The following is an 11,627-nucleotide window of genomic DNA, read 5'->3' as shown; positions in this document are numbered from 1 at the left end:
ACTGCCAGATTTTCTATATCGCGATATATGATATATTCTTCTCGCCGGTGCCGAATATACCAAAACATTTCTTGTCCCGTCACGACCGTCCGATATGGCCCCGCGAAAGCCACCGCTGTCGGGTGTATACGCCGATGGCGCACGGTTTACCGACTTCGGCGGGTGGGAGATGCCGGTCGAGTTCGACTCGATTCGCACTGAGCACGCGGCCGTCCGCGACTCCAGAGGCATCTTCGACGTGTCGCATATGGGGGAAGTCACCGTTTCGGGACCGGACGCGACGGAGTTATTGCAGCGTCTCACGTCCAACGACGTGCAGGCGCTCTCGGTCGGTGACTCGCAGTACGCGATGCTCACCGACGAATCCGGGACGATCCTCGACGATACGATCGTCTACCGACTTCCCGACGAAGCGACCGAACGATACCTCTTCGTACCGAACGCCGGCCACGACGAGGAAGCGTCCGACCGCTTCATCAAGCACCGCGACGAGTGGGACCTCGACGCCGCGGTCGAAAACGAGACCGACACGTGGGCGATGGTTGCAGTGCAAGGGCCAGACGCTGTCGACGCCGTCAGGCAGGTAACCGAGACGGACGTGACGGAGTTCTCGTGGGGCGAAGGGGCGTTCACCGACGTCGCCGACGTTCGATCGTGGGTATCGCGGACGGGTTATACCGGTGAGGACGGCTTCGAGATCCTGTGTCCGACTGACGGGATCGAAGCAGTCTGGGAGGCGTTCGTCGAGGATCAAGGGTGTACGCCCTGTGGACTCGGCGCGCGCGACACCCTCCGGACCGAGATGGGGTATCTCCTCTCCGGGCAAGACTTCGAACCCGATGAGGAACCGCGGAACCCCTACGAGGCGGGCGTCGGGTGGACCGTCGACCTCGATACCGAGTTCGTCGGCCGCAACGCCCTGAGAGAGGTCGCCGAGGCGGGCGTCAACGAGGAGTTCGTCGGACTGATACTGCGCGAGCGCGGGATCGCCCGCCACGGCCACGAGATCCGCGCGGCCGGCGAGACGGTCGGACACGTCACCAGCGGGACGATGAGTCCGACGCTGGACGAGGCGATCGGGCTGGGATACGTCGAAAGCGACCTCGTGGACCCCGGAACCGAGGTTTCAGTGGTCGTCCGCGGTCAGGAGAAACGAGCGGAAATCGCAGCCACACCATTCATCGACTGATATGTTCGAAGTACCCGAAGACAGGAAGTATATGGAATCGCACGAGTACGCAACCACCGACGGCGACACCGCGACCGTCGGGATCAGCGACTTCGCTCAGGACGAACTGGGCGACGTCGTCTTCGTCGAACTGCCACAGGCGGGCGACGAGGTGAGCCAGGACGCGGACTTTGGTGTCGTTGAGTCCATCAAGGCCGTCTCAGATCTCTACGCACCGGTCTCCGGAACGGTGACCGCAGTGAACGAGGAACTGTTCGACCAGCCGGAGTTGGTGAACCAAGATCCCTACGGCGATGGCTGGATGCTCGAGATCGACGTCGCAGACGAAAACGAATTCGACGACTTGCTGTCTGCCGACGAGTACCGCGAACAGACCGAGTAACTGCCGTTAGACGCTCTGAACGCACTGGTCGTCCCGCACGATGCGGTGACGACCGCAGACCGCAACCCCCATGAACGCGGAGTGCTGAGTACTACCTATGAGCAAACGACGACACGAAGATGCCGACGGGAGTCCGTATGCACCACACTCGCCAGAGGAGACGGCGACGATGCTGGACGAAATCGGCGTAGACAGCGAAGCAGAACTGTTCGACGTACCCGGGACAGTACGGTACGAGGGTGAACTGGGCATCGACGCGAGAAGCGAGCGCGAGCTTCGATCGGAGATGGCGGCGACCCTCGCGAAGAACGACGACCTGACGGAGTTTCTGGGTCGGGACCATCACACCCACTACGTCCCGTCGGTGGTCGACGAGCTCTCCGAGCGCGCGGAGTTCCTGACCTCCTATACCCAGTATCAGCCAGAGATCACCCAAGGGTTCCTACAGGCGCTCTTCGAGTACCAGTCACTGCTCAGAGAACTGACGGGCCTCCCGATAGCCAACTGCTCGATGTACGACGCGGCGACGGCGCTCGGTGAGGCAGCGCGTCTGGCCGGACGCGTCCGAGCGGCCTCCGGAACGACGGTGCTCGTCCCCGAGATCCTCCACGAGAACAAGCGCGCTGTCCTCGAAAACTACGTCGACGGGACGGATCTCTCGGTCGACATCTACCCGATGGACGACGGCAACGTCGACATCGACGGGCTTGCAAAGCGAGCGGACAAGGAGACCGTGATGATCCACGCGGAGAATCCGACGGTCCGCGGAACAATTGAGGAGCACCTGTCGGCGGTCGGTCGCGTCGCTGACGAGGTCGGGGCGCTGTTCTGTCTCGGATCAGATGTCGTCGCGCTCGGCCTCCTCGAAGAACCGGCTAGCGTCGGCGCGGACGTCGTTATCGGCGAAGCCGACGCCCTCGGTCTCCCGACGGCATACGGGATGGGACTCGGGCTGTTCGCCACTCGCGAGTCGTTCCTCCGGCAGGTGCCCGGGCGCCTCGTGGGAGCGAGCGAGGACGAGAGCGGTCGGCGAGCGTACACGCTGACGCTGCAGACTCGAGAGCAGCACATTCGGAAGGAACGCGCCACATCGAACATCTGTACCAATCAGGCGTGGGTGGCGCTGCGAACTGCGATGCATCTGTCGATGCTCGGCCCGGACGGACTCGTCGACCTCGCCAGCGAGTGCGTTCGCGAGGCAGAGGCGCTCGCCGGCCAACTGAGCGCACTGGACGGGGTCAGCGCACCGGTTCACGACCGGCATCACTTCCGGGAGTTCCTCGTTCGAACCGAGCAGCCAGCACCGGTGATTGCGGGCGAGTTAGAGGGGGAAGGGTTCGCTGTTCACGCGATCGACGACCACCGACTACAGGTATGTGTCACGGAAGTGAACGCCGGGCAGACCGACGACCTGGTCGCGGCGTTCGAGGAGGTGCTCTAAGATGAATCACGATCAGGCTCGCTTCGGCGACGACGAACGGTACGAATCGCTGCTCTCGGAGAAAGATTCCACGGAGATCGACATCGGGACCGACGCCGACTCGCCGCTACCGGACGAACTGACGCGGGACAGCGTAGAACTGCCGAGCCTCTCCGAACCCGAGGTGACGCGCCACTACACGCGGCTCTCGCAGATGAACTGGAGCGTCGAGACCGGTCCGTATCCCCTCGGGTCGTGCACGATGAAGTACAACCCCACCTTCGCAGAGGACGTCGCTGCGGACCCGAACGGGGCCGTTCATCCCGACCGCTCCGAGGAGAGCCTCCAGGGAACGCTCGAAGTCCTCCATCATCTCCAGGACTACCTCGCCAGAATCGGCGGGATGGACGCGGTGACGCTGCAGCCGCCGGCCGGCGCAGCCGGCGAGTTCACCGGAATCCTCGTGGCGAAGGCGTACCACGAATCGCGTGACGACGACCGTTCGGAGGTCATCGTTCCCGCGTCGGCCCACGGGACGAACTTCGCGAGCGCGGCGATGGCGGGCTACGACGTGGTCGAACTGCCGTCCGGCGACGACGGCCGCGTGGACCTGGAGGCGCTCGAAGCGGCCGTCTCCGATGACACCGCGGCGCTGATGTTGACGAATCCCAACACCGTCGGACTGTTCGAGCGCGACATCGAGGAGATCGCCGGAATCGTCCACGACGCTGGTGGCCTGCTCTACTACGACGGCGCGAACCTCAACGCGCTGCTCGGTCGCGCCCGCCCTGGCGATATGGGCTTCGACGTGATGCACTACAACGTCCACAAGACGTTCGCGACGCCGCACGGCGGCGGCGGCCCCGGTGCAGGGCCCGTCGGCGTCACCGACGACCTCGCGCAGTTCCTCCCGAGACCCCGCGTCCGCGAGCGGGAGGGAGCGTACGAACTGTACGACCCCGAGCGAACGATCGGCAAGGTCCACGGCTATCAGGGCAACTGGCTCGTGCTGGTGAAGGCGTACGCCTACATCGCCCGCCTCGGCGACGCCGGACTCGAAGACGCGTCCGCGAAAGCGGTCCTGAACGCGAACTACCTCGCCGAGCAACTCGAGTGTGAGATCCCCTACGAACCGTTCCACCACGAGTTCGCCGCGACCGCTGGCAGCCGCGATGCCGCGGACGTGGCGAAGTATATGCTGGATCACGGCGTCCACCCGCCGACGACGAAGTGGCCGGAGTTCGTTCCCGAAGCGATGCTGACCGAACCGACCGAAGCGGAGACTCTGGATTCGCTGGACGACCTCGCGAACGCGTTCAACGCCGCGTTCGCGGCCGACAGAGAAGCGCTCGATGCCGCGCCATCGAAGACGACGGCGCGACGGATCGATCAGGCGGACGCCGCGCGAAACCCGCAACTGTCCTGGCAGGCGCTCGAACCGGACGAAGAATAGGGCGATTTACGCTTTTGCGGTGCTAATCCCGTCGATTTCGATGAAACCGTAGCCGCATTCGTTGCAACTCCACTTCGTCTTCGTGCCGAGGTGGACTTCCATCGATGCGGTCTTCCAGAAACCGTCGTGCCCGCACTCGGGGCACTCGTATTCGCGGTCGAGACTCATACTGCGTCCATCTGGAACGGTCAGTATTGAAGATACTGATTTATCCCACCTGCGTTTAAATAATAAATCAAACAACGCGATATAGAATGCCAGATAGGTCGGTCACCTGGGGCACAGACTTGTCAGCGAGGGCGGCGACCGGAGGCGGCTTACTCGTCTCGCGATCGGTCGGTATCGTCGTCGACTGCGGCGTCGCGCAGTTCGCGCGCCCGCTCTGAGTCGACGTCCAGGTCCGGAACCGGGACTGGGTCGTCAGCCGCACCGATGGCGACGTAGATGAAGTGCGATTCCGTGGTGAGTTGTCGTTCACCCGAGAGCGGGTCTTCACTGAACACCCGGATGTGGACGGTCACGCTCGTCGTACCCGCCCTGTAGACGTAGGATTCGATCAGGGCGGTGTCGCCGCGGGGGATCGGTCGATGAAAGTCGACGCCGTCGATCCGGGCGGTGACGACTGTCTGGCGGGCGAACCGCATCGCCGACATCGCGCCGGCCTCGTCCATCCACTTGACGACGTTGCCCCCGTGAGCAGTGCCGTTGTTGTTGGTGTCGTTCGGCTGGACGAACACACGGTTCTCGATGTAGGTCTCTTCGAGCGGGACCGAAGTCATAATCGCGTGTACCCGGAGGCGGGTAATCGGTCTGTCGTCCCCGGAGTGTGAGGGCGTTCACGCCGGGACGCTTACGGTTCTCGACCCGCTTAGTTACTTCGTGGACAGTGACGGACTTCTCATCGGAATCGCCGCCGTGTTCGCGGGGACGACAGTCCTGATGGTGATCCTCGCGTTCGTCTTTCAGCCGTTTCTGCTGCTGTTCGCTGCGATCTTCGGCGCGGCGACGTATCTACTGTGGTATCACGCGAGCGGTCGGCTCACCGATCGGATCCGGCAGACGGCCGCCGACCGGAGCGAGCGGCGGCGGGCGAGCGCGGCCGCGCAGGGACCCGGTGACTTCGAGGGATTCGGGCCGGGGCGGCGAGCGGCCGGCGCGACCGGGGATCGACGGTTCAGCGAAGAGAGACGGCGGCGCGGGCGACGGCGCACAGAGAACCGCCGCGGCGGACGCGGACCTCGGACTGACCGGAACGAGCCGACGGCCGAAGAGGCCTATCGGGCGCTCGACCTCGAACCCGGAGCGGACGAGGACGAGGTGAAGGCGGCCTACCGCGAGCGGGTGAAAGCGGTGCACCCCGACACCGAAGCCGGTGACGAGGAGCAGTTCAAGCGAGTCAATCGCGCATACGAGCGGTTGAAGCAGTAACCGAGCGCTCGGGAGAACCACGCTCAGGCGTCTTCGTCTCTCCGGAGCACTACTGTGAGAAGACAAGCCACACCACGAAAAGGGTTTTAGCGGATTACCCCTTCGGCTCTAATATGAGCGCTGACCGGGCCGTTCTCGAATCGGCCCTCGAGCGCGGCGAGGAAGAAGGCGGCAGCGTCGAATTCAAAGAGCGGCTGTCGCGAGACGTGCACCTCGCAGATGGCCGACTGGAGAGTCTCGCGGCGCAGTTGCGTCATCGCGTGCTCTCGGGCGACGGAACGGCGACCTACGTGGTCGGCGTCACCGACGACGGCGGTATCGCCGGAATCCGTCCCGACGAGTTCTCGGAGTCGATGGACGTGCTCTCGATTCTCGCCGAGGAGGCCGGGGCCCACATCGATGACGTCGAGACCTGGGGCGTCGGCGACGACGGCGAACGGGGGCTGGTCGGCGTCGCAACCGTCCAAGAGGGCGCGATGCTCACCGTCGACGACGACCACATCGTCGTCGGTACTGCTGGCCACGTCGACCACGGCAAGTCGACGCTCGTCGGGTCGCTCGTCACCGGAGAGTCAGACGACGGCGAAGGCGGGACTCGGGGGTTCCTCGATGTCCAGCCCCACGAGGTCGAACGCGGCCTCTCCGCGGATCTCTCCTACGCCGTGTACGGCTTCATCGACGACGGGGCAGTCCATATGGACAACCCCCATCGGAAATCTGACCGCGCACGCATCGTGGAAGAAGCCGACCGCCTGGTCTCGTTCGTCGATACGGTCGGACACGAGCCGTGGCTTCGAACCACCATCCGGGGACTGGTAGGGCAGCGACTCGACTACGGGCTCTTGGTCGTCGCCGCCGACGACGGACCGACGAAGACGACGCGCGAGCACCTCGGGATTCTCCTCGCGATGGAGTTGCCGACCGTCGTCGCGGTTACGAAGGCCGACGCCGTCGACGACGCGCGACTGGACGAGGTCGAACGCGAGGTCGAGCGGATGCTCAGAGACGTCGGCCGCACGCCACTCGGCGTCGATCGGCACGGCGTCGACGCCGCGGTCGAGGAACTGAGCGACTCGGTTGTCCCGATTCTCCGCACGAGTGCGGTGACGATGGCTGGCCTCGACGACCTAGACGCGATGTTCGAGCGCCTGCCGAAGACCGCGCGGGAGTCGCGAGAGGACTTCCGGATGTACGTCGATCGGACGTACTCGGTAACGGGGGTCGGCGCGGTCGCCTCCGGCACGGTGAACTCCGGCAGCGTCGAGACCGGTGATGAACTCCTGCTGGGGCCGATGGCCGACGGTTCTTACCGCGAGGTCGAAGTGCGCTCGATCGAGATGCACCACCACCGCGTCGACCGCGCGAAGGCCGGACGGATCGTCGGCATCGCGCTCAAGGGCGTCGACGAGTCCGAAATCGAGCGGGGGATGGCGCTCCTGCCGGCCGACGCCGACCCGCCGTCGGTGCAGTCGTTCGAGGCCGAACTGATGGTGTTGAACCATCCGACGCGGATCCGCGACGGCTACGAGCCGGTTGTCCACCTCGAAACGGTGAGCGAAGCGGTGATCTTCCATCCCGAGGGCGGGCAGTTGCTCCCCGGCGACACGGGCGCGGCGGCCGTCGAGTTCAAATTCCGGCCGTATCTGGTCGAGGAGGGCCAGCGCTTCGTCTTCCGTGAGGGGCAATCGAAGGGCGTCGGCACGGTCGTCGGCATCGGGGAAGACGGCGCGGACGGCGTCGAAGCCGACGACTGACCGAGTTGCGGCCGCCGCGACGTTGAAGTTTGACCGCGCCCTCCATCTGATATGGTTTCGCTGCCTGCGCTCGCGCTCGTCGGCCTGCTCGGCGGCGTTCAGGCCCTGGAGACGGTACTCGATACGCTGAATCTCAGGTACGGTGCCGGGGCGGTCCGTGACGCCGCCGAGTGGGTCGAGACGGCGCTCGACGTCGACGACCCCGAGACGATGCTCTCGTATCAGCGCTCGAAGACGACTCTCTCGCGACTGCAGTCGTGGCTAGCGGTCGTGGCCTTGCTCGGAATCGTCGTCTCCGGGTTCTACGGCGACATCGCGTTCGCACTGTCGGAGACGTGGCTCCCGAGCATCGCACAGGGCGTGCTGCTGCTCGCGGGGGCGATTCTCGCCGGCCGCGTGCTGTCGGTTCCGTTCGACGCCTACGAGACGTTTGTGATCGAGGAGCGCTTTGGGTTCAACAACCAGACAGTGACGCTGTGGATCCGCGACCTGCTCGTCGGTACGGTCCTCGCGCTCGTGTTCGGGGGAATCGTCGCCGCCGCGATACTCGCGGCCGTCGCGGCGCTCCCGACGCTGTGGCCCGTGGCGGGGTGGGCGCTCGTCGTCCTCTTCTCGCTGAGCGTGATGATCGTGTATCCGCGGGTGATCGCCCCGCTGTTCAACGACTTCGAGCCGATTGCGGACGGCGACCTCCGGGAGGCGGTCGACGACGTGTTCGAACGCGCGGGCTTCGCGTGCGAGCAGATCTACGAGATGGACGCGAGCCGTCGCTCCTCGCACTCGAACGCCTACTTCGTCGGGTTCGGGCGGGCCAAGCGCGTGGTGCTGTTCGACACGCTGATCGAGCAGATGGACCGGGAGGCGATCCAGGCGGTGCTCGCGCACGAACTCGCTCACTGGAAGAAGGCGCACATCTGGAAGCAGGTGGCCGCCTCGGCGGTGCAGATGGCCGTAGTGTTCGCGTTCCTCTGGTGGGTGACGACGTCCCAGTGGGTGTACGCGGCGTTCGGCCTGCCGGGAGAGACCTACGCCGCACTCGGAATCGGCCTGCTGTACGCCGGGCCGGTGCTGACGCTCTTGGCACCGCTGACGAATAAGTTGTCACTCGCGCACGAGCGCGAGGCCGACGACTTCGCCGCCGAGACGATGGGCGGCGCGGATGCAATGACTCGCGCGCTCCGCACGCTCGCGGGCGAGAACCTCAGCAATCCGTTTCCGCATCCGGCGTACGCCGCGTTCCACCTGACGCATCCGCCCATTCCCGAGCGGATCCGTCGACTGCGAGCGGAGTACGGCGCTCACGGAAGTGACGACGGAGAAGGTGGAGACGTCCCCGCCGGCGACGACACGCCCGGTGTGCCGCCGGCGACGTAGCCCGGATCGTTACGCTTGCTCGCGATCCGGGTGAGTGCGGACGTATCCGCCGTCGCGTTCCGCAGCCAGATCGAGGCGGACGGCCCACGCCAGGATGCGCTCGACCCGGTCGCGCCAGATGTTCCGCCAGTCCTCCGCAGCGCGGTGCGTCTCCCAGACGGGAACGCGCTTCTCGAACTCGGCAAAGACGTCGTCGACGTCGCTCGGTTCGTCCGTGTCGAGCGCGTCCAGAACTTCTCGCGCCCCGTAGACGCGCTCGTGAAACGCCCCTCGGAGATGCTCCTCGGTGGGGTCGGTCGACTCGCGGACGAACGTCCCCGACGCCGTCTCGCGGGCGAGTTCGAGCGCGCGCAGGAACGTGAGCCAGGTGCGAGCCACGTCTCTCGAGGGGAATTCGAGGCGTCGCATCAGGCGGGCACAGCAGTCGTCCTCGGATCCAGGAACGAGCGGGACGGCCCGCTGGGCGTCCGCGACGAGGTCCAGCGAGTCGGGTGCCTCGGGGAGGAGTTTGAATCGCACCGTTATCAGAGGTCGAACGCCTCGGCCAGCAGTTCCTCGTCGGTCTCGCCGAGAACGTGCGTCGGCCCATCGATCACGTCGACCGTGACCTTCGCGGGCGCGAAGACGCTCTCGGGGACCTCGTAGAAGTCCCAGTCGGCGTCGTCGAAGATCGCCGCGAACGGGGCGCCGTAGTCGTCGCGGGCGCTGGACGGGAGCCGGTCGAACTCGTCGAAGTCCTCCGCGACGGTGAGGTGGACCTCTCCGCCGTAAGCGAGGGCGTCGTTCGTGCGCGCCATCGCGACGCTCTCGTCGTAGGAGACGGGGGCGACCGGCGCGGAGCCGACCGCCGAGCGGATGTTGCGGACGTCGTAGCCGATCTCGAAGAGGCGGAAGAGCGCGAGTTCGGCCGCGCGAGCGGCCATCGAGACGCTGCCCACGGTCGAGCCAGTGGCGTACGAAGGGAGGAAGACGCCGCTCGGTTCGACCTCCGCGCGCTCGGCGACGTGTTCGGCGATCCGGTCACCGGGGAGGTCGATGCTCTCCACAGAGAGGACAGTGAGGTCGAATTCGTCGACGTACTCCAGCGTGTGGAACTCGTCCTCCTCGGCGACGAGCGCCCGCGCCGGACCGGCACCGAGGCCGTCGAACGGCGGGTCGTCGAACGCCAGTTCCCAGCCGGCCTTCTGCGAGCAGAGCAGCGAGAGCGCCGGGTGGTCGGTCTGTAGTTCGATGTGCGGGAGCGGCGCGCCCGCGACCTCGTCCATCCGGGACTGGACCGTCGAGAGGCCGGCGGTCTGGATTTCGGCGAGGAGCATCCCGGCTTCGATGCCGCCCGCCGCGTCCACGCCGAAGTCGAGGACGGTCGCCCCCGAATCCAGTTCGTAGGGATCGACCCGGAGTTCGTCCGCGAAGTCGATGGCCTCGTCGATCAGTTCGATTGCCATCCGATTGATCGAGTCCATACAGGGACGATGGGCCGCACGGGGTAAATGAGTTGGTAGTCGCCGTGGCTCGGGGATGCAGTCCCTTTCTACGTAGGGGTCGTACACTGTCACTCGTCGAGCGCACCGCTCGCGTCCAGATAGTCGCGGACTGCCCGGACGAACTGCCGATACCGATCCAGATCCTGGAGCGCGTCGTAGACGACGTCGTGGTCGATGATCCGTCCGTACGTGTGCGATAGGACGTTTCGAAATCGAGCACCCTGTGCCATCTCCTCGGCCAGATCCGGAGGGAGGACGCCAGTCTCGCCGAGCGAGCGCATCGCCGCCGCGTTGCTCTCGGGTGGAGGTCCGCGCTCGTGCTTGACCAGTTCCTCGCCGATATCGATCGCAGCTTCGGTCATTTTGACGAACCGCCGCTCGACGATGTCCCTGGTGTCCGAGTCGTTTTTGTACTCCTCCCGGCTGAGGTATTGCCGCTGGGCGAGCACGCCGAGGCTCTCCTCGATGGTTTCGACGGCGGTCAGAATCCGATTGAGGCGATCCGCAGGGAACGGCTCGTCGGTCATTCGTCAGAGTCGGAGTCGGAGTCGCCAGCCGCTGGCACTCCGGTCTGTCCGCCATCGAGGTGTGCGTCGATCCGCTCCAGCGCCGCATCGAGCCGTTCGCGTGGTGACTGCGACTCCTTGCCAGTCGCCGACAGCCGGCGGCGGAGTTCCTCGGCGTGTGTCGGGTCGCCTACGAGAAGGATCCCGTGCTCGAAGACGGCCGAGACGAGCTCGGGGGAGGCAGCGTGTAGATCGACGAGATCCACGTCGTCGGTCCCGAGTGCGTCGCTGAAGTCGGCGCTCAGCCCGAAAAAGACCTCGTTGTACTCCGGATCGGACGGACGTTGGCTCTCGAACTCGACCGCGAGGTCGACGTCGCTCTCAGGATGGGTCCGGCCGGTCGCGTGCGATCCGAAGAGAATCGCGAGCCGGACCGGGTGCTCTCGAAGCACATCCCCGAGTGTGTCGAGGTCGAACGAGGGGTCGATCGGTGTCGACTCTACGGTCTTCATCACCGGAAGTTACGGTCGCCACGAAATAAAACGTATAGTCCCTTCGCGATCGCGGGCGGTCGCCCCCGAGTCCAGTTCGTACGGCTCGACGCGGAGTTCGTCCGCGAAGTCGATGGCCTCGTCGA

13 protein-coding genes are annotated in these 11,627 nt (G+C 65.4%); 7 read left to right on the top strand and 6 right to left on the bottom strand.

The genetic code is table 11. The annotated features are described in order from the left end of the window. The first annotated feature begins 94 nt into the window (after positions 1 to 94). The 4 genes from gcvT (at position 95) to gcvPB (ending at position 4,444) form a co-directional block, all read left to right on the top strand. Positions 95 to 1,189, top strand: coding sequence for a glycine cleavage system aminomethyltransferase GcvT (gcvT, locus tag ABEI27_RS13740; protein WP_375799973.1), 1,095 nt, complete (start codon positions 95 to 97; stop codon positions 1,187 to 1,189). 1 nt (position 1,190) lies between these two features. Further along, positions 1,191 to 1,571: a glycine cleavage system protein GcvH gene (gcvH, locus tag ABEI27_RS13735; RefSeq protein WP_375799972.1), complete on the top strand. Its 381-nt coding sequence runs from the start codon at positions 1,191 to 1,193 to the stop codon at positions 1,569 to 1,571. Positions 1,572 to 1,668: 97 nt separating this feature from the next. Next, positions 1,669 to 3,012: an aminomethyl-transferring glycine dehydrogenase subunit GcvPA gene (gcvPA, locus tag ABEI27_RS13730; RefSeq protein ID WP_375799971.1), complete on the top strand. Its 1,344-nt coding sequence runs from the start codon at positions 1,669 to 1,671 to the stop codon at positions 3,010 to 3,012. Position 3,013: 1 nt separating this feature from the next. Beyond that, positions 3,014 to 4,444, top strand: a complete 1,431-nt coding sequence (gcvPB, locus tag ABEI27_RS13725; protein WP_375799970.1) for an aminomethyl-transferring glycine dehydrogenase subunit GcvPB — start codon at positions 3,014 to 3,016, stop codon at positions 4,442 to 4,444. A gap of 6 nt (positions 4,445 to 4,450) precedes the next feature. On the opposite strand, the gene ABEI27_RS13720 is transcribed toward gcvPB, so the two are convergent. Together ABEI27_RS13720 and ABEI27_RS13715 are read right to left on the bottom strand one after the other, a co-directional pair. Then, positions 4,451 to 4,612 (bottom strand): hypothetical protein, encoded by a 162-nt coding sequence (locus ABEI27_RS13720; RefSeq protein ID WP_375799969.1) that lies wholly within the window; start codon positions 4,610 to 4,612, stop codon positions 4,451 to 4,453. 149 nt (positions 4,613 to 4,761) lie between these two features. Beyond that, positions 4,762 to 5,223, bottom strand: a complete 462-nt coding sequence (locus ABEI27_RS13715; RefSeq protein WP_375799968.1) for an acyl-CoA thioesterase — start codon at positions 5,221 to 5,223, stop codon at positions 4,762 to 4,764. A gap of 100 nt (positions 5,224 to 5,323) precedes the next feature. Here ABEI27_RS13715 and ABEI27_RS13710 point away from each other — a divergent pair, with 100 nt between their 5' ends. The 3 genes from ABEI27_RS13710 to ABEI27_RS13700 all read left to right on the top strand — a co-directional run bounded on the left by ABEI27_RS13710 (position 5,324) and on the right by ABEI27_RS13700 (position 9,000). Then, entirely contained in the window at positions 5,324 to 5,872 is a 549-nt protein-coding gene (locus tag ABEI27_RS13710) for a J domain-containing protein (RefSeq protein WP_375799967.1), read from the top strand. A 113-nt stretch (positions 5,873 to 5,985) separates the two neighbouring features. After that, positions 5,986 to 7,626, top strand: coding sequence for a GTPBP1 family GTP-binding protein (locus tag ABEI27_RS13705; RefSeq protein WP_375799966.1), 1,641 nt, complete (start codon positions 5,986 to 5,988; stop codon positions 7,624 to 7,626). Positions 7,627 to 7,677: 51 nt separating this feature from the next. Continuing rightward, positions 7,678 to 9,000 carry a M48 family metallopeptidase gene (locus tag ABEI27_RS13700; RefSeq protein ID WP_375799965.1) on the top strand — a complete coding sequence of 441 codons (1,323 nt, stop codon included), beginning with the start codon at positions 7,678 to 7,680 and terminating at the stop codon, positions 8,998 to 9,000. Positions 9,001 to 9,009: 9 nt separating this feature from the next. Here ABEI27_RS13700 and ABEI27_RS13695 read toward each other — a convergent pair whose 3' ends face one another. The 4 genes from ABEI27_RS13695 to ABEI27_RS13680 form a co-directional block, all read right to left on the bottom strand. Next, positions 9,010 to 9,519, bottom strand: a complete 510-nt coding sequence (locus tag ABEI27_RS13695; protein WP_375799964.1) for a hypothetical protein — start codon at positions 9,517 to 9,519, stop codon at positions 9,010 to 9,012. A 5-nt stretch (positions 9,520 to 9,524) separates the two neighbouring features. Then, the gene (gene mch / locus ABEI27_RS13690; RefSeq protein ID WP_375799963.1) at positions 9,525 to 10,463 is read right to left on the bottom strand and encodes a methenyltetrahydromethanopterin cyclohydrolase; all 939 of its coding nucleotides are present in this window, start codon (positions 10,461 to 10,463) and stop codon (positions 9,525 to 9,527) included. Between the two features lie 89 nt (positions 10,464 to 10,552). Further along, the gene (locus ABEI27_RS13685; RefSeq protein ID WP_375799962.1) at positions 10,553 to 11,011 is read right to left on the bottom strand and encodes a type VII toxin-antitoxin system HepT family RNase toxin; all 459 of its coding nucleotides are present in this window, start codon (positions 11,009 to 11,011) and stop codon (positions 10,553 to 10,555) included. Further along, on the bottom strand, positions 11,008 to 11,502 hold the full coding sequence (locus ABEI27_RS13680) for a type VII toxin-antitoxin system MntA family adenylyltransferase antitoxin (protein WP_375799961.1): 495 nt from the start codon (positions 11,500 to 11,502) through the stop codon (positions 11,008 to 11,010). Before ABEI27_RS13680 ends, ABEI27_RS13685 begins: the two co-directional genes overlap by 4 nt. Positions 11,503 to 11,627 lie beyond the last annotated feature (125 nt).

Origin of the sequence: Halobellus sp. (assembly GCF_042218505.1) — an archaeon.
Classification (GTDB): Archaea; Halobacteriota; Halobacteria; order Halobacteriales; family Haloferacaceae; genus Haloquadratum.
This window is presented reverse-complemented; position numbering and strand designations above follow the sequence as displayed.